At 44.8% G+C, this 25198-nt stretch carries 23 protein-coding genes; 13 read left to right on the plus strand and 10 right to left on the minus strand.

The window, feature by feature from the left end; all coding sequences use genetic code 11:
- Window positions 1–12: 12 nt before the first annotated feature.
- Both AC6H3C_RS10520 and AC6H3C_RS10525 read left to right on the plus strand, forming a co-directional pair.
- A complete protein-coding gene (locus AC6H3C_RS10520; protein WP_497520726.1) occupies window positions 13–1767 on the plus strand; it encodes a phospho-sugar mutase in 1755 nt (584 codons plus the stop codon).
- A 31-nt stretch (window positions 1768–1798) separates the two neighbouring features.
- A complete protein-coding gene (locus AC6H3C_RS10525; RefSeq protein ID WP_497520727.1) occupies window positions 1799–2551 on the plus strand; it encodes a 3-keto-disaccharide hydrolase in 753 nt (250 codons plus the stop codon).
- Window positions 2552–2699: 148 nt separating this feature from the next.
- Here the strand turns inward: AC6H3C_RS10525 and AC6H3C_RS10530 are convergent, their stop codons facing one another.
- Window positions 2700–4574 carry a S9 family peptidase gene (locus AC6H3C_RS10530; protein ID WP_497520728.1) on the minus strand — a complete coding sequence of 625 codons (1875 nt, stop codon included), beginning with the start codon at window positions 4572–4574 and terminating at the stop codon, window positions 2700–2702.
- 249 nt (window positions 4575–4823) lie between these two features.
- On the opposite strand from AC6H3C_RS10530, the gene AC6H3C_RS10535 reads away from it, so the two are divergent.
- Genes AC6H3C_RS10535 through floA form a run of 4 tightly spaced genes read left to right on the plus strand, consistent with a single transcriptional unit; the run spans window position 4824 to window position 7894 of the window.
- A complete protein-coding gene (locus tag AC6H3C_RS10535; protein ID WP_497520729.1) occupies window positions 4824–6155 on the plus strand; it encodes a tetratricopeptide repeat protein in 1332 nt (443 codons plus the stop codon).
- Complete coding sequence (locus AC6H3C_RS10540; RefSeq protein ID WP_497520730.1) at window positions 6152–6433, plus strand: ATP-dependent Clp protease adaptor ClpS; 282 nt, start codon at window positions 6152–6154, stop codon at window positions 6431–6433. The genes AC6H3C_RS10535 and AC6H3C_RS10540 overlap by 4 nt, the downstream gene beginning before the upstream one ends.
- A 10-nt stretch (window positions 6434–6443) precedes the next feature.
- The gene (locus AC6H3C_RS10545) at window positions 6444–6917 is read left to right on the plus strand and encodes an NfeD family protein (RefSeq protein WP_497520731.1); all 474 of its coding nucleotides are present in this window, start codon (window positions 6444–6446) and stop codon (window positions 6915–6917) included.
- The gene (gene floA / locus AC6H3C_RS10550; protein WP_497520732.1) at window positions 6917–7894 is read left to right on the plus strand and encodes a flotillin-like protein FloA; all 978 of its coding nucleotides are present in this window, start codon (window positions 6917–6919) and stop codon (window positions 7892–7894) included. The genes AC6H3C_RS10545 and floA overlap by 1 nt, the downstream gene beginning before the upstream one ends.
- Window positions 7895–8188: 294 nt before the next feature.
- Here the strand turns inward: floA and AC6H3C_RS10555 are convergent, their stop codons facing one another.
- Both AC6H3C_RS10555 and AC6H3C_RS10560 read right to left on the minus strand, forming a co-directional pair.
- Window positions 8189–8599 (minus strand): hypothetical protein, encoded by a 411-nt coding sequence (locus tag AC6H3C_RS10555; RefSeq protein ID WP_497520733.1) that lies wholly within the window; start codon window positions 8597–8599, stop codon window positions 8189–8191.
- A 238-nt stretch (window positions 8600–8837) separates the two neighbouring features.
- A complete protein-coding gene (locus AC6H3C_RS10560; RefSeq protein WP_497520734.1) occupies window positions 8838–9425 on the minus strand; it encodes a DNA-3-methyladenine glycosylase I in 588 nt (195 codons plus the stop codon).
- A gap of 126 nt (window positions 9426–9551) precedes the next feature.
- Here AC6H3C_RS10560 and AC6H3C_RS10565 point away from each other — a divergent pair, with 126 nt between their 5' ends.
- Window positions 9552–11480 carry a tetratricopeptide repeat protein gene (locus AC6H3C_RS10565; protein WP_497520735.1) on the plus strand — a complete coding sequence of 643 codons (1929 nt, stop codon included), beginning with the start codon at window positions 9552–9554 and terminating at the stop codon, window positions 11478–11480.
- 14 nt (window positions 11481–11494) lie between these two features.
- Window positions 11495–12769, plus strand: a complete 1275-nt coding sequence (locus AC6H3C_RS10570) for a replication-associated recombination protein A (protein ID WP_497520736.1) — start codon at window positions 11495–11497, stop codon at window positions 12767–12769.
- 86 nt (window positions 12770–12855) lie between these two features.
- Here AC6H3C_RS10570 and AC6H3C_RS10575 read toward each other — a convergent pair whose 3' ends face one another.
- The 5 genes from AC6H3C_RS10575 to AC6H3C_RS10595 form a co-directional block, all read right to left on the minus strand.
- Window positions 12856–13428, minus strand: coding sequence for a YceI family protein (locus tag AC6H3C_RS10575; protein WP_497520737.1), 573 nt, complete (start codon window positions 13426–13428; stop codon window positions 12856–12858).
- 60 nt (window positions 13429–13488) lie between these two features.
- Window positions 13489–14202 (minus strand): pirin family protein, encoded by a 714-nt coding sequence (locus AC6H3C_RS10580; protein ID WP_497520738.1) that lies wholly within the window; start codon window positions 14200–14202, stop codon window positions 13489–13491.
- 180 nt (window positions 14203–14382) lie between these two features.
- Window positions 14383–15282, minus strand: a complete 900-nt coding sequence (locus tag AC6H3C_RS10585) for an AraC family transcriptional regulator (RefSeq protein ID WP_497520739.1) — start codon at window positions 15280–15282, stop codon at window positions 14383–14385.
- Between the two features lie 135 nt (window positions 15283–15417).
- Window positions 15418–16131, minus strand: coding sequence for an aquaporin Z (aqpZ, locus tag AC6H3C_RS10590; protein WP_497520740.1), 714 nt, complete (start codon window positions 16129–16131; stop codon window positions 15418–15420).
- A 322-nt stretch (window positions 16132–16453) separates the two neighbouring features.
- Window positions 16454–16711: a hypothetical protein gene (locus tag AC6H3C_RS10595; RefSeq protein ID WP_497520741.1), complete on the minus strand. Its 258-nt coding sequence runs from the start codon at window positions 16709–16711 to the stop codon at window positions 16454–16456.
- A 257-nt stretch (window positions 16712–16968) separates the two neighbouring features.
- Between AC6H3C_RS10595 and folE the strand changes: the two genes are divergently transcribed.
- Together folE and nhaA are read left to right on the plus strand one after the other, a co-directional pair.
- Window positions 16969–17658 carry a GTP cyclohydrolase I FolE gene (gene folE, locus AC6H3C_RS10600; protein WP_497520742.1) on the plus strand — a complete coding sequence of 230 codons (690 nt, stop codon included), beginning with the start codon at window positions 16969–16971 and terminating at the stop codon, window positions 17656–17658.
- Window positions 17659–17680: 22 nt separating this feature from the next.
- A complete protein-coding gene (gene nhaA / locus AC6H3C_RS10605) occupies window positions 17681–18988 on the plus strand; it encodes a Na+/H+ antiporter NhaA (RefSeq protein ID WP_497520743.1) in 1308 nt (435 codons plus the stop codon).
- 20 nt (window positions 18989–19008) lie between these two features.
- Here the strand turns inward: nhaA and mgrA are convergent, their stop codons facing one another.
- Window positions 19009–20001 (minus strand): L-glyceraldehyde 3-phosphate reductase, encoded by a 993-nt coding sequence (gene mgrA / locus AC6H3C_RS10610; RefSeq protein ID WP_497520744.1) that lies wholly within the window; start codon window positions 19999–20001, stop codon window positions 19009–19011.
- 143 nt (window positions 20002–20144) lie between these two features.
- Between mgrA and AC6H3C_RS10615 the strand changes: the two genes are divergently transcribed.
- The 3 genes from AC6H3C_RS10615 (at window position 20145) to AC6H3C_RS10625 (ending at window position 23911) form a co-directional block, all read left to right on the plus strand.
- On the plus strand, window positions 20145–21077 hold the full coding sequence (locus AC6H3C_RS10615) for a pyruvate, water dikinase regulatory protein (protein ID WP_497520745.1): 933 nt from the start codon (window positions 20145–20147) through the stop codon (window positions 21075–21077).
- A 346-nt stretch (window positions 21078–21423) separates the two neighbouring features.
- Window positions 21424–22893 carry an MFS transporter gene (locus AC6H3C_RS10620; RefSeq protein WP_497520746.1) on the plus strand — a complete coding sequence of 490 codons (1470 nt, stop codon included), beginning with the start codon at window positions 21424–21426 and terminating at the stop codon, window positions 22891–22893.
- A 40-nt stretch (window positions 22894–22933) separates the two neighbouring features.
- Window positions 22934–23911 (plus strand): ROK family protein, encoded by a 978-nt coding sequence (locus tag AC6H3C_RS10625; protein WP_497520747.1) that lies wholly within the window; start codon window positions 22934–22936, stop codon window positions 23909–23911.
- 66 nt (window positions 23912–23977) lie between these two features.
- Here AC6H3C_RS10625 and AC6H3C_RS10630 read toward each other — a convergent pair whose 3' ends face one another.
- Complete coding sequence (locus AC6H3C_RS10630) at window positions 23978–24916, minus strand: MraY family glycosyltransferase (RefSeq protein WP_497520748.1); 939 nt, start codon at window positions 24914–24916, stop codon at window positions 23978–23980.
- Window positions 24917–25198 lie beyond the last annotated feature (282 nt).

The raw sequence follows: 25198 nt of genomic DNA on the forward strand, positions 1-25198 counted from the left end.
TTTAAAATCAGAATGAATATGGTTACTGCAAACAAGGTGACTGATGAAGTGATTAGCAAAGCAAAAGCATGGTTAAGTGATGTTTATGACGAACAAACACGCGCCGACGTGAAACAGATGCTTGAACAGGATGATAAAACGGAATTGATTGATTCGTTTTACCGCGACCTGGAGTTTGGCACCGGCGGCTTGCGTGGAATTATGGGAGCAGGTTCAAACCGAATGAATATTTACACAGTTGGCGCTGCTACGCAGGGCTTAAGCAATTACCTGAAGAAGGAGTTTGCCGGATTGGACCAGATTAAAGTGGCGATTGGGCATGATTGCCGGAACAACAGCCGCTTGTTTGCTGAAAAAAGCGCCGAAATTTTTGCTGCCAACGGCATCAGGGTGTATTTGTTTGACGACCTGCGCCCGACCCCGGAACTTTCATTTGTCATCCGGGAATTGGGCTGCCAAAGCGGAATTATTTTAACCGCCTCGCACAACCCGAAAGAATATAATGGCTATAAGGCCTATTGGGAAGATGGTTCTCAGATTGTCGGGCCGCACGATGTGAATATTATTGCTGAAGTGCAGAAAGTAAAAGCCGAAGACATCCGGTTTGAAGGTAACGACGAATTGATTGAAATCATCGGGGACGAAATTGACCAAAAATTTCTGGACAAGGTAAAAACAGTTTCTCTGGCTCCGGAGATTGTGAAAAAGCATAAAAACCTGAAAATTGTTTACACGCCGATTCATGGCACAGGTGTGAAACTGATCCCGGCTGCCCTGCGGGCTTTTGGTTTTGAGAATATCATCAATGTACCCGAACAAGATGTGGTGAGCGGCGATTTCCCAACCGTGGTTTCTCCCAATCCCGAAGAGCCTGCGGCCATGGAAATGGCTATGAAAAAAGGCTACGAGGTGGACGCCGATGTCGTCATGGCCTCCGATCCGGATGCAGACCGGATTGGTGTGGCTGTAAAAAATGATCGAGGTGATTTTGTGATTGTTAACGGAAATCAAACGGCCTTGCTTTTCATTTATTACATCATTACCCGGATGAGGGAAAGCAAGGTATTGAAAGGCAATGAATTCATCGTGAAAACCATTGTGACCACCGAAAAAATAGCTGAAATCGCTCAAAAGAACGGGATTGAATATTTTGATGTGTTTACCGGTTTTAAATACATTGCCGAAATTATCCGCGATCTGGAAGGTCAGAAAAAATACATTGGCGGCGGCGAAGAAAGTTTCGGTTTTATGCCGGCTGACTTTGTTCGGGATAAAGATGCCGTTTCATCCTGTGCCTTGATGGCTGAAATAGCTGCCTGGGCCAAAGACCAGGGAAAAACCTTGTTTGAATTATTGCAGGATATTTACCTGGAATACGGTTATTCGAAAGAAAAGATGAAATACATCGTGCGGATGGGTAAAACAGGAGCTGAAGAAATTGAGCAAATGATGGTGAATTTCCGTACCAGTCCGCCGAAAATGCTGGGAGGAAGTTTGCTTAAAACGGTTAAAGATTATGCCGATCTGACGGAACGCAATTTATTGACAGGACTGAGTACAAAGATTAACCAAAAGATTACCTCAAACGTACTGCAGTTTTTTACCGAAGACGGAACAAAAATATCTGTCAGACCATCCGGCACCGAACCCAAAATTAAATTCTACTTCGAAGTCGCCGGGAAATTAACCGCCAGAAATGAGTTTGAAGAGGTTGAGCGTTTGGCGGAACAAAAAATAGACTCCATCATGCAGGAACTTGACCTATAACCAATACATATTAAACTAATATTATTAAACGATGAGAAAACTTGTTTTCGCACTGCTCATATTCATGAGTGTTACTGTTTTTGCTCAGCATGAAATGCCGAAAATGGTTCCGGAGATGACCGAGATCTGGGATCCCGAAGTGGCCGTTGTTACACCCGGCGAAACCCCGATGAATGCTCCTTCGGATGCGATCATCCTGATTGGAGCGGGGATTGATTTGGGTTACGAATGGACCAATGACACCGGGGAAAACCCGGGATGGAATTATGAAAACGGCATTGCTACCGTGAAAAGAGGTACAGGAGGTATCAAAACAAAACGTCAGTTTAAAGATTTTCAGCTGCATGTTGAATGGCGGACGCCTGCCGAAGTCGTTGGTGAAAGCCAGGGGCGCGGTAACAGCGGAATTTTTCTGCAGGGCATCTACGAGGTCCAGGTGTTGGATAATTACAACAACCGCACCTACCGGAACGGACAGGCAGGCAGTGTTTACAAACAACATGCCCCGCTGGTAAACGCCTGTAAAGAGCCCGGAGTCTGGCAAACCTATGACATTATTTATACTGCTCCGAGGTTTAACGACGACGGCAGCTATTTCACTCATCCACGTATTACGGTGATTCAAAACGGTGTTTTGGTGCAAAATAATGTCGTGGTGCGCGGGCCTACCGAATATATTGGCATCCCTGAATATTCGGTGAAACCTCATGGCAATGGCCCGATTAGTTTGCAGGATCACGGCAACCCGGTTAGTTTCCGGAATATCTGGATCCGCGAGCTGTAAAAGGATAAATAACCGGTTGCCAACGAACGAAAATCAGCAGCCGTATTTACCGTATATGAAAATTGTCCGAAAGATGTGATCGGGAGATCAAGCTTTCGGACAATTTCATTTTTATTGTGGCTGTTCATTCAGAAATCAGCCCGCCTGATTACGGCTCAGGAACCTCTTTGAGGTATTTATCCAGAAATTTCAGAATGTCGCCGTAACCTTTAATCTCGTTTTCTTTTTTGATAAAACCGTGGCCTTCGTCGGGGAAGACGATGTATTCGACCGGAACATTGTTCTGTTTTATGGCATCCACAATTTCATCCGACTCAACCTGTAATACGCGCGGATCGTTGGCGCCCTGCAACACCATCACCGGGTGTTTTACCTGGTGGGCATGAAACAGGGGAGAAATCGCGTACAGGCGCACGGAATCTTCGGTGTTCGGATCGCCCAATTCATCATATAATGCTTTACGGAATGATTCCCAGTAAGGGGGAATGGACTTCAGGGTACGCAACCAGTTGGTTACCCCAAAAATATTTACGCCGACTTTAAATTCGTCGGGGGTGAAGGTCATGGCCGCCATAGTCATATAACCGCCGTAACTTCCGATTTTATCAGGGTCGATGTAATTCTGTTCCTGCAGCCAGCTTTTACCCCAGATGCAGTCTTTCAGGTCCTTGTCGCCGTGGTTGCGGTCGTCCATTTTGTAGAAGGTTTTACCGTATCCGCTGCTGCCCCGGTTGTTTACGCCCAAAACCGCGTAACCCTGGTTTACCAGGTATTGTAACAGGGCAAAGTAACCGACGCGTGTTTGTCCGCCGGGTCCGCCGTGTACCCACACCAGGGCTGGTACTTTGTTTTTGGGTGAAGCTGTAAGCGGTTTATAATAGATGGCTGGTATTTCGAGCCCGTCAAAGGATTTAAATCGGACTACTTCGGCCGAAACCAAATCTGCCGGATTGATTTCTGGGTTCAGACTTTCGGTAAGCTTTTTCATTTCGCCCGATTCAAAACGGTACACATACAGGTTATTGGGCGCTATCGATGTTCCGATCGTCAGCCGGATCAGCTTTTCGCTATCCGAAATATTAACAGCAACAATGTCGCCGTCCGGTATTTCCGGAAAATTAATTTCCTGGCCGGTTTCATTGTCGGTTAAAATGAGTTTGTTTTTTCCGTCTTCGTTAATGGCGATTACCCGGTAAGTTTCGTTTTCGCTTAAATAACTGTACATCACGTCCCAGTTGGTTTCAAAAAGTACTGTTTTGTTTGCTGTTTGCAAATCGTAACGAACGAGATAAGCAAATTCTTTCCCGGCGTCGGTGATGTAATAAAAACTGTTGTTATCCTTGCCGAACCCGGAGCTTTGATAATTACCCGGGCCATCGGTAATTTCGGTCATGGTTTTTGCCGAAAGATTGTACAGGAATAACTGATTCTCGCTGGTAGTTTTGGATTTGGTCAGGGCCAGGATTTTTTCGTCATGCGACATTCCCGAAACCTCCAGTCCTTCATCATTTTGGAAGATCATTTCGGCGACCCAATTGGAAACAGGCATTTTGTACAGGTCGAAAAATTTGGGGTCGCGCTTGTTCGAAAGGTAGAACATGCTGGTTTTATCATCACTCCAGCCTCCAAAACTGGCTTTTTCATTTTCATCCGGTGTTAAATCCAGTGACGTCCCATCGGGGTAAAGTAAATAGATATGGCTGATTTCGTTTCCGCCCATGTCAGCAGAGTACAGCAATTGGTCGGTGCCGGGCACGTAATCGATGGCAAAAAACGATTCATTATCCGAAAAGGTGATTTGCTTCTTCGTTCCATCGGCGATATGGATTTCGTACAGGTTGAAAATTCCCGATTCGTCACTGCTCACCAACAGCCTGCTTTCATCGTCCGAAAATGCGCCTCCTGAATACCGGGTGTTCTGGTAAAACTGTTCAATGGAATACTGGGCCGGCGCTTTCTGTTTCGCAGGATTGCAGGCAAGCAGGATACTAAAAATAACTGTAGATAGGAATAATTTTCTCATAACATGTTAAATTGAATATTTAAGTAGAAAGTTGTTTTCATATACAAGTTAAAGAATTTGAGTTGATTAATTGGTCGTTTGTGTGCAGATTCTTAAACCGCGTGATATTTTTTAATGTAATCTGTGGAAACTGGAGGCGGCAAGTTGAAAAACAACGGGGAGAATGAGAATAAATCATTAACCGGGAGATGCAGAGGAAGAAGCTTTCAACAATTTTTGTAATTTTATGTCGAAACTCAATGATTTTGCATGATTCTACAAAAAAGATACAACCTTTTAAGCAGATCAATTTTGCTCGCGCTTTACTTGTTGCTATTTGGGTGGGGAACAGGCCTTAGGGCGCAAACCGATCCGGAACAGCTGGCCCGAAAGCAATTTGATGAAGGCCGGTATGAACAGGCTTTTTTGGTATTTTCTGATTTGGTACGCCTGTACCCTGATGATAAGTCGCTAAACTATTATTTCGGCGCCAGCGCCGTTGAATCAGGACAGTATACCGCAGAAGCCCGGCAGTCTCTTTTGCTGGCGCAGGATGAACAGCCCAACGCTTATTATTATTTGGGGCAGTATTACCAGGCGCAGGGCGACTGGTCAAACGCGCTGAAAAATTACAGCACATTTAAAAATTTGGCGAAAAAAAAGGAAATTAACGCGTCACGCGTTGATGAACTGATGTCGATGAGCCGGAACCGGATTAACCCTTTCCAAAAAGCGGTATCTGAAGAACCGGTTAAAATGGAATTGCCTCAGGAGATCGGGTTGGACGCCGACGCGGTTGATCCTGCCGGTATTGCAGAAAATACGCCGCCGGAGGTTCCCGATGCGTTAAAAGACAGGCTGATTCATTTTCAGGTAAATGCCCGGATCAACTACATGAAACTCGATCATTTCAAGCATGAATCGTCTAAACTTGCTTTTATAAACGGTTGGTTGCTTGAACGGGAATTGCAGTCAAAATTGGAAGAGATGAAAGATTTGCGCGGACAATACGCGTCCGCTCCGGTATCGATGCGGGAAGAACTTGCCGACCGGATATTGACGCTTGAACAGGAGACCTACCGGATGGATCAGCAGGTGCGCAATGCCTACCTGGAGGCCAATGAAAAGGAATTTGTTTACTGGAATCAGGCCGCCGAACCTGAAATCAGCGAATTTATTGATGAAGTCGGTCAATTGAAGGACAGTATTCGGGCCGAAGCAGAGACCAGGAGGCAGGAAGAAATGATACCCCAAAGCCCCGTTGATGTCCCCGATACGATGATGGTAGTTATAGAGGACAAACTTCCCGCTGAGCCGGCCGACCAGATTGTTTATAAAATACAGATCGGCGCTTACCGGGGTACGCCACCCGAGTGGGTACAGCGGATGTTTAAAAAATTATCCGTTATTCGGCGTATTGATCAGTATACCGATGAAAAGGGAGTAACGGTTTATACGGTAGGGGAGATGAGAACATACCGGGATGCGCAGCAGATGCAAAGCCAGGTAAAAATGGAAGGTGTGAATGATGCTGTTATTGCAGCCTATCGGAATAATGAACGTATACATGTAAATGACGCCAGAAAATTGACCGATCAATGAGTGCAAAAGAAAATTTAAAAAACAAGCCCGTTCACGAGGAGGATACTGAAACAAAAAATGACCGGTTTCTCATTCTTCATAATGATGATTATCATTCGTTTGATTACGTCATTGAAGCCTTGATGAAAATTTGTGACCACGAGCACGAACAGGCGATTCAATGTACTTTACTTACTCATTATAAAGGGAAATGTGATGTAAAGAAAGGAAGTTTTAATTACCTTAGTCCAATGAAAAAGGCATTGATTGCCAAAGACCTTACAGCAACCATTGATTAACCAATAGCATATGACCATTCTAATCATCCTGTTTCTCATCTTCCTGGGCATTTTATTGCTCCTGCTCGAATTTGCCGTTATCCCGGGCGTAACGATTGCCGGGATTGGCGGAGTTCTGTTATTGGGAGCCAGCGTTTACCTGGCTTTTGATACCTATGGCGTAATTGCCGGAATTGTAACCCTGGCTTTCGTATTAATTGCCTCACCGATTCTGGTTTATCGGTTTTTTAAAGGCCGGGTGGGAGGTAAAATGGTGCTTAACTCAGAAATCACCGCCACGGTTGGCGAAGTAGATGTCCAACTGATACACCCGGGCGACGAAGGTGTCACGACCGGTCGGTTGGCCCCGGTGGGAAAGGTGAAAATCAACAACCAGTTAATTGAAGCCAAGGCGATTACCGGTTTTATTGATCAGGAAGTTGCCGTCAAGGTGGTTGAAGTACTGCGGACTCAAATTATTGTCGAACCTATAAATAAAGAATAATGGATTATTTTGGACCTTTTGGATTGATTGCCGGGATATTTATCCTGCTGATTATCATTTTGTATTTTATACCGATCGGGCTTTGGTTTTCAGCCCTTGTATCGGGAGTAAGAATCTCTTTGCTGCAGCTGTTTCTGATGCGGTTTCGTAAAGTGCCTCCCTCGGTTATTGTCCGGGCATTGATTGAAGGAACAAAAGCCGGATTGAAGCTCGATCGCGACAAACTGGAAGCTCACTACCTGGCCGGGGGTAAGGTAGATATGGTTGTACATGCCCTGGTTTCGGCCGAAAAGGCCAATATCGACCTGACCTTTAATATGGCCACGGCGATAGACCTGGCCGGTCGCGATGTGTTTCAGGCAGTACGCATGTCAGTAAACCCGAAAGTGATCGATACCCCACCGGTAGCTGCAGTGGCTAAAGACGGAATTCAGCTGATTGCCAAAGCCAGGGTTACGGTACGTGCCAACATTAAACAACTGGTTGGGGGCGCCGGAGAAGAAACGGTACTGGCCCGAGTAGGCGAAGGGATCGTTTCGTCAATCGGTTCGTCGCATACCCATAAAACGGTGCTCGAAAACCCGGATTCGATTTCAAAAGTTGTTTTGGAGAAAGGCTTGGATGCCGGTACTGCTTTTGAAATCCTGTCGATTGATATTGCAGATATCGATATCGGTAAGAACATTGGCGCCGGCTTACAGATGGACCAGGCTGAGGCGGATAAAAACATCGCCCAGGCCAAAGCTGAAGAGCGGCGCGCGATGGCCGTAGCCCTTGAGCAGGAAATGAAAGCAAAAGCACAGGAAGCACGGGCTAAGGTGATTGAAGCAGAAGCTCAAATCCCGCTGGCTATATCAGAAGCCTTCCGTTTGGGAAACCTTGGAATCATGGATTATATGAAGTATAAGAACATCATGGCCGATACCCAAATGCGTGAATCCATTTCGGGTGATGAGCAACAGAAAGGTGTTGAGTAACGAATTTGTACCGGAAAAATAAAAAGGAGCCCTGCTGAAAAATCAGCAGGGCTTTTATTTACGAAAAATTGCCGGTATAAAAAATGTTGCGCAGCATAAATTTTAACATTGACTTAACACGTCGTTGTGTTTTTCGGCATATCTTTGTCGAAGATTTTATTTCATAAGTTTAGGTTTGATTAGTTTTATTGGTTTAGTTAGGTTTGAAAAGGGTAGATAGGGATCTACTCTTTTTTTATTTTCAGAATAACATTGTTTTTAAATGACTTGTGACGATACTTCCTGTCCGTTAGATTAAAACGTAATATTTAAAGTTAGCATTGGCTGAGTTTTTATTCTCTGAAAATGATCACTTTCGGGTAAAACAGGTTGATTGCTTAGGGTGATAAAAGAGGCAATCTTTTTATTTTTCGACGAACTGATGAAAAAAGGAATGCTGACTAGATCGGCTACAATTCCGGTTAGCATGACAAAACCCCAGATGTCTGTTTCGGTAGCGGTACCGGAATCCCATGAGCTGTCAAAATTAGCAGCGCCAATGACGACCATAAATGTTTCACCTCCAAGCAAACTCCAGGCAACGGTTTTTTGAGTTTTACTTTTGTGCAAGTACAACTCTTTTGTATTTTTCTGAATCGGAACATTCTGCCCGAATGTAGCTGTTGCCATAAAGAAAATTGCCAGGGAAAAAATAACTTTTTTCATTTGTCTGATTTTTATAAGTTATTAATCATGAACTCTGTATCAGCAATGTCATTTTCTTTTTTTTATGAATGAGGTGAAATTCAACCGAAAAATTTGAGCACACATTTTTTTGTTAGGTGCAGGTATGTTCGTTTTTTTACGAAATTAATTATAGATTGGTGACAGCCCTAGTCACTAGTTTTCAAGTTTACTTAAATGAACCAGATGCAAGCAGGGATGAGAATGGCCGCAAATTAATTCATTTCCGAAGATGTTTGTCTGGATGCGCCAGTTGCCTGTGGCGAAAACAGGACACCAGGTGATCATTCACCATCCCGGTGGCCTGCATATGAGCGTATATGACCGTTGAACCGACGAATTTAAACCCGCGCTTTTTCATGTCTTTACTCAGCCGGTCTGAAACCGGCGATGTTGCCGGAACCTCGCTTAGTTTCTCAAAATAATTGACAATCGGGTTAAAATCAACAAACGACCAGATGTACCTGTCGAAGCTTCCAAATTCTTTTTGGACTTCCAGGAAATGGCGGGCATTATTCACACTGGCGGCAATTTTTAAACGGTTGCGGATGATTCCATCATTTTGGAGTAGCCGGTTCATCTTCTCATCGTCGTATGTTGCCACAATTTCCGGATCGAAGCCATCATATGCCAGGCGGTAATTCTCGCGTTTTCGCAGTACCATATGCCAGCTTAATCCGGCCTGTACGCCTTCAAGCAGTAAAAATTCAAATAAAAGGCGGTCGTCGTGAACCGGGACTCCCCACTCGTTATCGTGGTAATCCATGTACAAATCATCTTTTAAGCACCATGCGCATCGTTGTTCCATAGGCGTATATTTATGTTCTTTTCGTTGGCGTGAAATTTGTTAACAATCAAAAATCTGATCAAAAATATTAAAAACAATCAGGATCATTCTAAAATATTATTTTTGCTCTTCGTAAATTGTGCCCCCATGAAACTAAGACTTTTTATATTGCTGTTTTTTGCGGTTAACCTGGCTTCGGCCCAGTTGAATATAAACCATTATATCCAGGTGGGACAGACCCGGGTTTCAATCGGTAATTACGTGGGGGCCATCGAGAATTTCAATATTGTCATCAAATTTAAACCGCAGCTTCCTGAACCCTATTTTTTAAGAGGCGTTGCCAAGCACCAGCTGGAAGATTTTCGGGGGGCCATTGAAGATTATAATAAAGCGATCAGCATAAAACCGTATTATCCGGATGCCTATATCAACAGGGGCCTGGCGTACCTGGAACTGAACAACTATGAACAAGCCATAGCCGATTACAACCGGGCACTGGAATTATCGCCCCGCAACGCCGCTATTTATAACAACCGTGGAATCGCAAAAATGTCGATGAAAGATATTGACGGGGCCATTGAAGATTACAATGAAGCGTTGAAAGTAAATCCCAATTTTGTGAATGCGTTTATTAATCGCAGCAACGCCAATATCGTGAAGGGCGATGTGCGGGAGGCTATCCGCGACCTGAACCGGGCGATCGTTATCCGGCCGCATTTTGCCAGCGCTTACCTGCTTCGCGGCCTGGCGCGTTTTGAACTGGAAGATTTTGCGGCTGCTTTGCGCGATTTTGACCAGACACTGAAACTCGACCCTCAAAATGCCTATGCCTTTAACAACCGGGGGATTGTCAAACAACGGCTGGAGGACTACGAAGGAGCGATCATGGATTATGATATGGCGCTACAGTTAAATCCCACGATGCCTAATGCCTACTTTAACCGGGCGATTGCCAAAGAGGTTTTAAACCGTCCGGGTTATGAAGAAGATTACCGGATTGCTGCCCGGCTCGACCCCAAACTGGATATCCCAAGGATGACGCCGGAAGAATATTATTACGCGCAGCAACAACAGCAACAGCAACAGCAACAGCAGCAGGCAACTGCTGCCAATAATCACCAGGGGCAACAACAAAATACAGCGACCAATCCCGATCCGCAAAATCAGCAGCAAGCCAATGGTACGCCGGCTGCCAAAGAAGAAGAAAGTGCAGAGCAGCGCGAGCGTCGCCGGTTTAAATTATCGTTGGCCGATACCCGTAATCTGCCCACTATGGGTGAAGAGGACGTGGATGACGGACGGATTCAGAATAAAAACGTGATCATCGAACTGCAAAGTATCTTTGTTATTGCATCGTTTAGTGAACAATCTGTTGATTACGAGCGACTTCAGTATTATAACCTGTCGCTGGAGGAACTGAACCGGTTTAATAATTATACTCCGCTGATGACCATCACAAACCGGAAAACGGATGATTTTTCTGATAGCTTCAGAAATAATATTCTGTATTTCAACGAAAAGATAAAGAACAATCAGGTACCGCAGAATTACCTTAGCCGGGGGATTTTCAGATTCCTGATCAACGATTATGCCGATGCAATGAATGATTTTGACCAGGCGATCAAAGCTGACAGCAAAAATACCCTGGCCCTGTTTAGCCGTGCAAACTGCCGGACAAAAATGGTTGAACTACTTGAATCGCTTCCTGATTTTTCGGAAGATTTGACTGTTCCGATGGGCAATACGGGGAGTAACCAAACAAAGGGAAAAGAGGCTATCATTGATTATCAATTCATTTTGAACGACTATCAGGAATGTCTAAGCTTTAATCCTGAATTTCCGTTTGCCTGGTACAACAAGTCGTACATTCTTTGCAAACTTGGGAAATACGAAGAGGCGATTGTCAACCTGAATCAGGCCATCGAACTGCAAGCTGATTTTGCCGAGGCTTACTTTAACCGGGGTCTGACCAAAATTTACCTTGATGATGTTGACGGCGGTGCCATGGACCTAAGTAAAGCGGGAGAATTGGGAATTGAAGAAGCCTACAACGTGATTAAACGTTATTGTAATTAGATAAAAATTCTGAGATGAGCAGCTCACAACCACTTGCCGAACGCTTACGTCCGAAGACGCTGGACGATTATATCGGACAGGAACACCTGGTCGGGCAGGGGGCTGTTTTGCGTAAAATGATTGAATCGGGAAATATCTCATCCATCATTTTGTGGGGGCCGCCGGGAGTAGGTAAAACTACCCTGGCAAAAATTATCGCCAACACGCTCGAACGTCCGTTTTATATTTTAAGCGCGGTGAGTTCGGGGGTGAAAGATGTACGCGACGTGATCGATAAAGCTCAAAAACAACAATTCTTTCACCGTCCTAATCCCATTTTGTTTATCGACGAAATTCACCGGTTTAGCAAATCCCAGCAGGATTCCTTGTTAGGGGCGGTGGAACAGGGGCTGGTTACCTTGATCGGTGCAACCACCGAGAACCCTTCGTTTGAAGTGATCTCACCTTTACTTTCGCGCTGTCAGGTGTATGTGCTCAAGCATCTTGAGAAAGAAGATCTGCTGAAAATCCTTGATTTGGCCATCAACAGGGATACCGATTTAAAAAAGAAAGAAATCGACGTGCAGGAATATGAAGCGCTGTTACGGTTTTCGGGCGGCGATGCGCGTAAGCTGCTGAATGTGCTCGAGCTTTTGGTTAATTCGGAAGAAGAAAATAAAATTACCATTACCAACGACAAAGTTGTTGACCGGCTTCAGAATAACCTGGCCATTTATGATAAGAAGGGAGAAATGCACTTCGATATTATCTCGGCCTTCATAAAAAGTATCCGGGGGAGCGATCCGGATGCTGCCGTTTACTGGCTGGCCCGGATGATTGAGGGGGGAGAGGATGCCAAGTTCATTGCCCGGCGATTGTTAATTTTAGCGGCCGAAGATGTTGGACTGGCTAACCCTAATGCGCTTTTGCTGGCTCAAAGTACCTTCGATGCGGTTCACCAGATCGGTTTTCCCGAATCGCGGATTATTTTGTCTGAATGTGCCATCTATCTGGCCACTTCGCCTAAAAGTAATTCGGCCTACGAGGCGATCAACAAAGCGCTGGAGTTGGTGCGTCAAACCGGCGATTTGCCCGTCCCGTTGCATATACGCAATGCACCCACCAAACTAATGAAAGATTTGGGCTACGGAAAAGATTACAAGTATGCTCATGCATACGAAGGCAATTTTGCAGAACAGGATTTTTTGCCTAAAAAAATCAAGAAAGTAAGGTTTTATATTCCTCAGGCAAACTCATCGGAACAAAAGATTCTGGAGCGACTGAAAGCCTGGTGGGGAAAACGCTTCTGAAATTTACGGCCCGACTGACCGGTAATAAATAAAAAACCTGCAAGCAAAACGCTTACAGGTTAATCTTCCCCACATGTTCGCCCGGATTATTCCACGGCCAACTTCACTCCAATGACAAATTCATCGTATATCAGGTTGTTACCCAGGTTCGAGAAAAACGAACCGGAACCATAGCGTACGTTATATTTTGAGCGGTCGACAGTAATTTCAGAAGTATAAACGTTGCCATCGCGGGAGACATCGAAGGTTACCGGGTTGGTGATCCCTTTGACTGTCAGGTCGCCTGTAACTTTAGCCGAGTTGCCGCTAAACGTTGCTTTCTCTTTGATCACCAGTTTAGCTTCCGGGTAGGTTTCAACGCTGAAGAAATCATCAGATTTGAGGTGACCAACCAGCTTCTGATTGGTTTCCGAATCCGTAATATCCAGATTTTTGATACTTTTCATGTCAATAATAAACTCTCCGCCGACAATCGAATTTCCGTCGACTTTCAACTCGCCGCTTTTCAGGCTGATTGTGCCGTTGTGCTGGCCGGTCACTTTTTTACCTAACCAGGTAACTTCCGATTTACCTGTATTTGCTTTTAAAACCTGGGCATTTACAGTACCTGTTAACACTACGCCAAGCGCAATAATCAATAATTTAATCGTTTTCATCATTTTTCTTTTTTTGTTAATATTCAAGTTCTTTAATTATCTGTTTGTTTGATTTTTTTTTGTTTATCTGTTCATGGGAACCTCCATGAGCAGCAGTTCTGAGCCTTTTTCGGTCTCAAAACTGATCGTTGAGCTTTCCCAAATTCCCATTCCGTCGCGTTTTGCGAGTTTTTGCCCGGCTACTGTTGCATTCCCTTTAAGTACGAACACGTAAAGGCCGTTATTGTTGTCATTGAGTTGGTAATCCAGGGATTTATTTTCCGTGAATTTGCCCAGGCTAAACCAGGCATTTTGGTAAATCCATACTCCTTTTTCTCCGGCATGGGGCGAAAGGATTTGATAAAAGTCGTTTTCTTTTTCCAGCTCAGTCAACGAAACCTGGTCGTAACGCGGTGAAACATTTTTGCGGTCCGGGAAAACCCAGATTTGAAGAAATTTCACCTCTTTATTCTTGTTTTTATTGTACTCGCTGTGGAAGATGCCGGTTCCGGCGCTCATCACCTGCACATCGCCTTCTTTGATGATGGCGGTATTTCCCATGCTGTCCCGGTGTTCCAGATCGCCCGAAAGCGGGATGGAAATAATCTCCATATTGTCGTGGGGATGTGTACCGAAACCCTGTCCGGCCGACACGGTGTCATCGTTTAATACCCGAAGCGCTCCAAAATGAATTCGCTCAGGATTGTGATAATTGGCAAAACTGAAGGTGTGGTATGAGTCTAACCACCCATGATTTGCATGCCCTCTTGTTTCTGATCTGTGTACAATTGTTTTCATTTTTTCTGTCCTTTCATGCTGATCGTTTTACCCCTTGAGGTGTTCGATTTATTGATGATACAAAAATAACAGACAAAAATGTCTTTTACCTTGCAAAAAACCGGACAGAGATTGCAAAAATCCGGGATGGTTGATCAGTAATCGGTAATCAGTAATCGGTAATCGGTAATCAATCATCAATCAAGACTGGCGTGCCGAGTTGCGAAAGTCGAGTGGTGAAAGTCCGTTATATTTCTTGAAAAAATTACTGAAGTGGGCAGGTTCTTCAAAACCTAACTCAAAGGCAAGTTCCTTGTTGCTGAGTTCGGTAAACAGCAAAACACGTTTGGCCTCCAGCAGAATCCGGTCGAGAATATATTCTTTGGCCGATTTCCCGGTGAGCGCTTTGACCGATTTGTTCAGGTAATCGCTGGTTACCGCTAGCTTTTCCGCGTAATCCGACACTTTGTGCAGTTCTTTGTAATGCTCATCAATCAACCGTTTAAATTCGCGTACCAGTTGATTTCCGGTTTCGATACTTTGCGGGTTCTTTTCCTTATTCAGGCTGCAATGGGTGTTGCTGTGGATCAAAATCAGCTTGAGCAGGGCGCCAAGCGCCTCGTTTTTATAATCCAGGTAGAGCTCGCTGTATTGGCTGATTTGCCGGATGATATCTTTGTAATTTTGAAAATCTTTTTCGTTGACGGGCAGAGGAGGCGTTTCGCCATGTTTGTTGAATAAGTACAGATCGTTGATCATTTGATCGGAGATGTTGTTCTGCATTAAAAACAACTTACTGAAGTTAATGACCCAACCGGTTGGTTTTTTCGACGCAATCACCTGATGGACCTGGCCGGGATAAATAAAGTACAGGCAGTGATTAAACAGTTGATATTCTTTGAAATCGATGATGTGTTTGCCTTCGGCCTGTTCGATCAGCAGAATGGTAAAATAATCGTGGCGGTGCGGACGGTCTGATTCACCATTCATTTGTTCATACAGGGCGCCCATGTCTTTCAATATAAATTCAACCTGTTTTCCGGCGGTGTCTGTCAGGCCATATGTTTTAATCTCGCTGTGCATGAGCTTAAAGATAAGCATCCGCCTGAATCATTCAAGCAGGTTTTTTTTAATAGATGTTAATTTGAGAAAAGATTTCGGATACGGTTCACTTACCATCAATTCCGGGTGTTGCGGATTTCGGTCTACATTTTATCCGATGGAAAAAAGGGAGTGTTATCGGTTTCTAATTATCAAATTCAGCAGTATCAGTATAAGTATTATTATTTTATATACGATTCCTGCTATTATTGCACCAATAATTGGAGCAATCCAAAACAGCCATAGTTGACTTAACGCCCAGTCTCCTGCAAACAAAGCTTGACTCGTACTTCTTGCAGGATTTACAGAAGTATTTGTTACGGGGATACTGATTAGATGTATAAGCGTTAATCCCAGTCCGATTGCCAGACCCGCGAATCCTTTCGGAGCTTTTGAATGTGTCGCACCTAAAATAATTATTAGAAACATAAAAGTCATTACAATTTCTGACACGAGTGCAGCAAGCATACCGTATCCTCCCGGAGAATGTTCCCCATATCCATTTGCTGCAAATCCACCAATTTCAAACCCTGATTTACCTGTTGCAATCAGGTATAAGATTCCGGCACCGGCGATTCCACCCAAAACTTGAGCAGCAATGTAAGGGAGTAATTCCTTTTTGTCAAAGCGCCCACCAATCCAAAGTCCAATTGACACGGCAGGATTTAAATGACATCCTGAAATATGTCCGATCGCATAAGCCATTGTGACAACAGTCAACCCAAATGCTATTGCAACTCCTGCAAATCCAATTCCTAATTCCGGATATGCCGCGGCAAGAACAGCGCTTCCACATCCACCCAAAACTAACCAAAGGGTTCCGATAAATTCGGCTACTAATTTTTTCATATGCCTTCTTTTTAAATTGTTAAAATAAGTTTTTTCTATCAGGTTTCTCAATTAATTAGGTCATTCTAAAATAATGGCAATCGTATAATCAGACTATCATTACCTCTTCCTTGTCGATTCCAAAACTGTGTTTATTTGCCCGGTTTGGCATTTATTTCACCACTTTAATGGATGTATTCCAGATTCCGTTCTCTAATTTACAAAACTTGACGTAATAAATTTGACTGACGAACTAATTTAAAATCAATTTAAAAAGAATTGGTCAACCTGAGTGCGTCATTCCGAATGGGTCCCGGGATGTTTTCTGTTAACTGCGCCAGGTTCAGCAGGACAGCACTTCTTTGATGTCCTGTCGTCCTGCCTCCGTTGGCAAGTCCGACGGCTCTTTCTTCTTAAGTTGATAAAAAGTTGCAAAAATCTCGTGAAAACTGCCCTCTCGTCCGGGTGTTTTGACGGCCCATGCGCCGCTTCGGTCTGCATGGATGGATTTTAACCCGCATTGTTCATTAGCGAAAGAACCGGACCAGATCATTATAGTTATCCCATTGTCGTTTTTCTTGCTGCTGTATATTAATCTCAATATGAGATAATTACCAATTTGTTTTATCCTCTGCCAGATTTTGTTTTAAACATATTTCCTAACAGTGACTTAGAAGTACCCTGAAGAATAAGCTATTTTTTTGTTTTTTATCAGGTTTCCGATTCCAGCTTAAATCTACCTGAAGCGTGGTAAACAATGCCGGAATATTCTTGTTTTATAAAACTGTTACCAAAGAGATAGGAGAAATGATTATGACAGTGAACGGTTTTATTAAAACAAATCAACCTGCCACAAAAGTGAACGGAAAAAACACAGACAACCGCGTATATCATTCAGCAGATTATGATTTAATCGGAGACCACCATGTGGCAAGCTCGACAGACACACCGTTGCGACCAGATGCCTTTGATAAAACGGATGCCGAAAAAATGGCTGTTATCGAAGATAAATTCCGCGAGATCATGGAAACACTGGGTTTGGATTTGAGTGACGACAGTTTACGGGGAACTCCCCACCGCGTGGCGAAAATGTTCGTTCGCGAAATCTTCAGCGGTCTTAATCCTGAAAATAAACCAAAGATGTCGGTATTCGAAAATAAATTCAACTACGGAGAGATGCTGGTTGAACGCAACATCAGCCTGAATTCGACCTGCGAGCATCATTTTTTGCCAATTGTTGGGAAAGCGCATGTCGCTTATGTATCGAGCGGACAAGTGATTGGCTTGTCAAAAATAAACCGGGTGGTCGATTATTACGCCCGCCGACCGCAGGTGCAGGAACGCCTGACGGTTCAAATTGCCGACGAACTGAAACAGATTTTAAAAACCGACGATGTTGCGGTGGTGATTGATGCCCGGCATATGTGTGTATCGTCGCGCGGGATTGAAGACGAGAGCAGTTCAACCGTGACCGCCGAATACAGCGGTATTTTTAAAGATAAAAGCAGTCGCGAAGAATTTCTAAATTACATATCTTTAAGCAAATAATTTTTAACCAACCGGCGTAACCATGATCGAAAGATTTATACTCAGCCCAATCCAGAAATTCATAAAAACAGAAAGTTTAAGCGGTATTTTACTGTTTCTGTCAACGATTTTAGCTTTGGTCTGGGCCAATTCGGCCCTTGGCGGTTTATATGAATCGGTCTGGCAATACAAAATTGGAATCGAGTCGGAAAATTTCAGGCTTGTCAAACCGCTTCTGTTATGGATTAATGACGGTTTAATGGCCATTTTCTTCTTTTTGATCGGGCTGGAGATAAAACGGGAAATCCTGGTCGGCGAGTTGAACAGCATGAAAAAAGCCTCGTTGCCGATTTTTGCCGCTGTCGGCGGAATGATTATTCCGTTGAGCTTATATCTGCTGCTGAATAAAAACCCGGAAACTGCAAACGGTTGGGGAATTCCCATGGCTACCGATATTGCTTTTTCATTGGCGATCCTGCAGTTATTGGGGAAACGGGTACCCCTCGGCCTGAAAATATTTCTGACTGCCTTTGCCATTATCGACGACATTGGCGCGGTACTGGTTATTGCCGTCTTTTATACCGGCGATATTCAGTGGCATCTGTTAATTTACGCTTTCCTTTTGCTGTTTCTGCTTTACGGGCTGTCTGCCGGTCGGATCTACCTGAAATATTTTGTGTTGGCGGTCGGTCTGGTGGTTTGGTATCTTTTTCTGAAAGCCGGCATTCACCCTACGATTGCCGGTATCCTGCTGGCTTTCGCGATTCCGGTCAGGCAGAAAATCAAAATGAAAACCTTTACAGAAAAAATCAGTCAGATCGTCGATAAAATAAAAGCATCGCCGGAACGCCATGATCTGCTGGTTCTGTCGGAAAAGCAAATAGAAGAAATTGATAATCTGGAAGATTGGACCAATCAGGTTCAGTCGCCGCTCCAGCAACTGGAACACCGGCTTCATCATTGGGTGGCCTATCTGATTATGCCGGTTTTTGCTTTGTCAAACGCCGGAGTCAATTTCGTTTCAGAAACAAGTTTGGATTACTCGATGTCATCGGCTATTGCCATATCCTTGCTCGTGGGTAAAATGGTGGGGATTACCGTCTTCTCCTGGTTAGGTATTCAATTGAAGATGGCTGTTTTGCCTTCACATACAAATTACCGGCATCTTTTAGGAGTCTCTCTGTTGGCGGGTGTCGGCTTTACCATGTCTATTTTTATTGCCAACCTGGCCTTTACCGACAGCGCCATTCATTTAGGTTCTGCCAAAATGGGCATTATCATCGGCTCGCTTGTTTCAGGGATTCTGGGATATGTGCTGTTACGATACAGTAGTAAGCCGGCGGGAGGTTAAATTAGTCACTGGTCATCGTGTTATTCGTTCAGGATTGATTCAATTTGACTAAGTTCTTCCGGAGAGAATGCCAGCTGATTGATCACGGCCACATTATCTTCGAGCTGTTTAACGGAGCTGGCGCCAATTAAAACCGAACTAATCCGGTTGTCTTTCAGCAGCCAGGCCAGGGCCATTTGGGCCAGGCTTTGTCCGCGCTTTTGTGCCATCTCATTTAAACGTTTCACTTTACCAAGGGCCGGTTCAACCTGGTGAGGTTTTAAAAAGCCCCACGATTTGGATGCGCGGGAACCTTCGGGTATGCCGTTCAGGTATTTGTCGGTGAGTAGTCCCTGTGCCAAAGGTGAAAAAGGGATACAACCGATGCCTTCTTCTTCCAAAACGTCCAGCAATCCGTTTTCTACCCAGCGCTCAAACATGCTGTACTTGGGTTGATGGATGAGGCAGGGGGTACCCAGGCTGCGCAGGATTTGAGCCGCTTCTTTGGCCATTTCGGCGGGGTAGTTTGAAATGCCCGCGTATAATGCTTTTCCCAGTCGCACGGCCTGATCAAGGGCCATCATGGTTTCTTCGATCGGGGTGCCGGGGTCGGGGCGGTGCGAGTAAAAAATATCCACATAATCCAGACCCATGCGTTTCAGACTTTGATCGAGGCTGGCCAGCAGGTATTTACGGCTTCCCCAATCGCCGTATGGCCCGGGCCACATCAGGTAACCTGCTTTGGTTGAGATGATTAATTCGTCGCGGTGAGGCAGAAAATCCAATTTCATGATTTTCCCGAAATTTTCTTCTGCCGATCCCGGTGGAGGGCCGTAGTTGTTGGCCAGGTCAAAGTGGGTGATCCCCAGGTCGAAAGCGCGGCGCAGCATGGCGCGGCCGTTTTCAAAAACATCTACGCCACCGAAATTGTGCCAAAGGCCAAGTGAAACAACCGGCAGTTTTAGCCCGGAACGGCCGCAACGTCGGTAAGGCATGGTCTGGTAGCGGTTCGGCTCAGCTTGATAAATTGTCATTTGTTCTGTATTTGGTCAGGTAAACAAAGATAAGATTTCGGGCCGATAAACAAAAGTATAAGGTGATTGCATGGGCAGGGTGTCTTCCCAGTTTTCAACTATCCTTCGCTCTGTTTGTTTCAGATATAAATAAACATGTGCCTATGAACACAGCGGATAAGACAAACCGGCCGGCGCCCGTTTATGTTGTTTCCGGCGGGAAAGGACTGGCAGGGAACAACATGGTTCAATCCTTACTGATTCAGTATCCGGATAATCAGGTCCCGGTGATTATTGTGCCGGACATTTTGGATGGAAAAAAACTGGAATCGGTTATTTTACAAGCCAAACAAGACGGCGGACTGATCACCCACACCATGGTGAACCCGGCTTTAAGAAAACGATTAATCGAATTGGCGGAAATTCATGGTGTTCAGCAGATTGATTTCATGGGCCAGTTTGCCTATTACCTGGATAAAACACTGGGAATTCCATCCCTACGGCACCCAGGACTTTACCGGGAGTTGAACCATCAGTATTTCGACCGGATTGATGCGATGGAATTTACCCTGGAACATGACGACGGGCTGAGCTTGCAACGGCTGGAGGAAGCCGAGATTGTCCTTTGCGGAGTTTCCCGTACAGGGAAAACACCGCTTAGCGTTTACCTGGCCCTGTATGGATGGAAAGTGGGGAATGTTCCCCTGGTACCCGGGATCGATCCGCCGGATGAACTGTTCAAAATTGACCGGCAACGGGTGTTTGGCCTTCAGATCAGCATTCCCCAGCTGATTGCCCACCGGATTAAACGCTTACGGTCGTTCAATAACCTGGATAACCATGCGTACGTGGATGAAAGGCAGATCAGGGACGAAATCAGGTACGCCAACCTGATTTTTGCACGTGGAAAGTTTACCCTGATCAATGTCACCAATAAACCGGTTGAATCATCGGCCAATGAGATCATCAACACGATGACATCGCGTTTTCAGTACGGGGGAAGACGCATTAATTCTCCTTACCGGAACTCCGGCGAACCGAATGATCCGGATGCTCCATCCGGACAGATTGAAGACGATGAGGCTGATTTATTCTGAATTTTATAATGAATCTAAATAATACAGTTAGGGTGTGGTTTGCCGACATGTCTGGACGTAATTTTCTGACAATGAGGCTGAAACATTTTTGGGTTATGAAGTGGTGTGTTTTTTTCTAAGGGAGAGCATCCCTAAAATAGCTTTACAACATGTTTCCGGATCGGGTAAAGCTGTTGATTGCCTCCCGCAAACAGGGCAAAATTAATTTTAATTTTTAATTTTGTTTTTTCTGAAATTCCCGGAGGAGGTCAAAAATTGAGGCTGTCAAGTTGTACCTTTCTTTAGCCGGAATAAATCAGATTTTTAAATAATATAATTTAAACCAACTTTCTTAATTTACTTCATTATGCAAGACAGTAAAAGTAAACAATCTTATGCATTGCCAATTCTCATGATGATCTTACTCTTTGGTATGATCTCGTTTGTAACAAATTTGGCAGCTCCAATGGGTATCGTGTTAAAAAATCAATTCAATGTTTCCAACAGCTTAGGAATGCTGGGGAACCTGGCAAACTTTATCGCCTATGCCGTGATGGGTATTCCGGGAGGTATTTTGCTTCAAAGAGTTGGATACAAAAAAACAGCGCTCATCGCCATTGCAGTTGGTTTTGTAGGTGTTGGTATTCAATACCTTTCAGGACATGTTGGAAGTTTTTCGGTGTATCTGTTAGGTGCATTCGTTGCTGGTTTTTCGATGTGTTTGTTAAACATCGTAGTAAACCCCATGTTGAATACTCTTGGTGGCGAAGGAAACAAGGGAAACCAGTTGATTCAGGTAGGGGGGTCATTCAATTCTGTTATGGCTACATTCACCCCGGTATTTGTAGGTATCCTGATCGGTGAAGCAACAAAAGCCAGTATTACCGATGTTTTTCCTATCATGTACATCGCTATGGGTATTTTTGCCCTTGTATTCTTCATTCTTCGATTAACCCGCATTCCTGAACCACACGCTGACCAACCTCAGGAACCACTGGGTGGCTTGATGTCCGGTGCATTGAAATTCCGTCACTTCGTTTTTGGAGCGATCGGTATCTTTGTGTATGTAGGAGTAGAAGTTGGAACACCGGGGATTGCAAACCTGTACATGACGACGCCAACGGCAAACCAGGCCGAAACAATTATAGCGGAGTATGAAAAGCAGAAAGCCGACGCTTCGTACCTTGAAGAAATGACCGCACTTGACCAACAAAATGCCGGTGTTGAGGGATATCGCGTGAAAGTGGTAAGCGAGATGGCTTATGATAGTTCAAAACGGATTACAGAAGGCCGAGATACCCCCGGGCTCGGGATTGGAGCCGGAATTGCAGGAGGTATTGTAGGTTTTTACTGGCTGCTTATGTTGGTTGGCCGTTTGACGGGCGCCGCCATCGGGAGCACGGTTTCGAGTAGAAAGATGTTGGGTTTTACCTCTTTTGCCGGTATGTTTTTAGTGGCATTAGCTATTTTCTGGTCAGAAACCACGCTCATCTCTATGCCTGCTTTCCAATCGGGAACTGCTGGTCTAAGCTTTGGACTTGTTCCGGTACCCATTAAGTTCATGTTCCTTGCGTTGGTAGGACTTTGTACCTCGATTATGTGGGGAGCCATTTTCAACCTGGCTGTTGAAGGACTTGGTAAATACCTGGCTGCTGCTTCAGGGATTTTTATGGTGCTTGTATGTGGTGGAGGGATTCTTCCTGCCATTCAGGGATGGCTGGCTGATGTTCTCAATTATGAAATGAGTTACTGGTTGGTTGTCGCTTGTTTCGGGTACTTGTTCTTTTATGCCGTTATTGGCAGTAAGAATGTGAATAAAAATGTACCGGTTGTATAAGCCATTATTGAGATAATCATTAAAAAAAGTGAAATATATTATGAAAGAAGTAGCAATAGGCGTTGATATCGGTGGAACAAATACGGCCATTGGCGTAGTTGATCAGGAAGGACATGTGATGGTGAAAGATTCCATTTCAACCCCGTCGCACGGAGATATAGGTCGTTATATCGCCGATTTGACCGCTGCCATTAAAGAACTGATCCAATCCGTTAAATTGTTAAATCAGGATTTGGAAGTGCTGGGTATCGGTATTGGCGCACCCAACGGGAACTATTACAACGGAACGATTGAATACGCGCCTAACCTGTCGTTTAAAGGCGTATTGCCTTTTGTGGACTTGCTGAGAGTCAATTTTCCGGAGTTGCGGGCCCTGGCTTTAACCAACGATGCCAATGCGGCTGCGATTGGTGAAATGATTTACGGCGGCGCCAAACACATGAAAAACTTCGTCATGTATACCCTGGGAACAGGTGTAGGCAGCGGTCTTGTTGTGAACGGCGACCTGGTGTACGGACATGATGGCTTTGCCGGCGAATGTGGTCACACGACCCTGATCCCCGGCGGACGTCTTTGCGGTTGTACCGCCAAAGGCCACCTCGAAGCCTATTGTTCGGCCCCCGGCATGAAACGTACGGCCTTTGAAATTATGGTCCGCGATAATGCGGTAGACAGCATGCTGGCAGACAAATCGTTCAAAGAACTGGATTCAAAAGCGATTTACGATGCCGCTGTTAAAGGCGATAAGGTTGCCCTCGAAGTCTTTGAACAAACAGGTAAGTGGTTGGGTCAGGGACTGGCTGATACCGTTCATCACCTGAGCCCGGAAGCGATCTTTTTGTTTGGCGGTCCTACCGCAGCCGGCGACCTGATTTTCGAACCCACGAAAGAAAGTATGGAAGCTCACCTGCTGCCTATCTTTAAAAATAAGATTAAAATTCTGCCTTCAGAACTAAAACCCGGCGATGCTGCTATTGTAGGCGCCAGCGCGTTAGTTTGGAAAGAAATTGAAAAATAATCCGGGGTTCCGGATAAGTGAGCGGGAGTTTCTGTAAAGAGGCTCCCGTTTTTTCTGGTGCTCATCTTAGCCCCGTCGCCGAAAAGGGGCAGGGCGAAATGCGTGAATAGAGGCAGTTACTTTCGAACCGGTCAGTTGTTGTTTGTTCAGCAGGTAAATTAACCCGATAAATGAAAAACTCAGGCTAAGCAATAACAGGAAATGGAGGGTAATATCCAGATATGCCTGCAGCAGAAAGGCCGTCGCCGTGAATAAAGCGGTGTAATAAAGCAGAAAACAGCTTGACTGAATATGGGTTAGGCCGCTTTTAATCAATAGATGATGGACATGGTTTTTATCGGGAGCAAAAGGCGATTTTTTATGCCAAAGGCGAATGGCAAACACGCGAAGGGTGTCTGAAACGGGAACAATCATCAAACTGAGCGCTATAACCGGGGCCTGTTTCAGGTGAAACGGACTGATCAGGTCCGTATTCAGTTCATTGAACTTGATGATCATCGCGGCCAGAAAAGTACCAAGGATCAGTGATCCGGTATCGCCCATGAACAGTTTATTTTTCTTCCCCCACAAATTGAAGCGCAAAAAGGCCAGCAAACTGCCGCTTAGTGCCGTACAGGCCATGCCGCAGGCGATGTAGCCGCTCAGCATAAACCAGGTTCCCAGGACGATTGCCGCCAGTAAGCAAATCCCGGCTGCCAACCCGTCTATCCCATCAATTAGGTTGATCGCGTTAATCAGAAACAGAATAAGAACGACCGACAAGCCGGCGCTGAACGAATAGGGCAGGTCGGATTGAAAAGCCAGTCCATGGAAATTGCTGATCCTGAAACCTCCGGCAAAAACCAGGATCGCAGCTGCGATGAGCTGGGCCAGTAATTTTTTTCGGGGACTAATCAGCAGAATATCATCTTTCATGCCGACAAACAGCATCAGGATCAGCGCTGCAAACAAGCTGCGAAAAGTTGGGTTCAGGTGGTTGACCGGCAGAAAAATCAGGGTGGTCATGCTTAAGCCGATAAAAATACCAATCCCCCCCCAATACCGGCACTTCCGTCATGTTTAGTTTTCGGGAATCAGGTGCGTCCACCAGGTTCCGGGCATTTGAAATACGAACAATGGGAGGAATAACCAGGTAGGTCAACAGGAAGCTGATGAGCAGATTCAAAATGACATTAAAATACATTATGGCTTTTTTTGTTAAAGAAAATAAAAATTTCGGGAGACTGGTCTTTTTTTTGGTTTCAGTTATTAACATTTTCCGGTTAAATCTGCCTGAACGATTCAATG

The sequence above is a fragment of the Gaoshiqia sp. US2 genome, assembly GCF_059705485.1.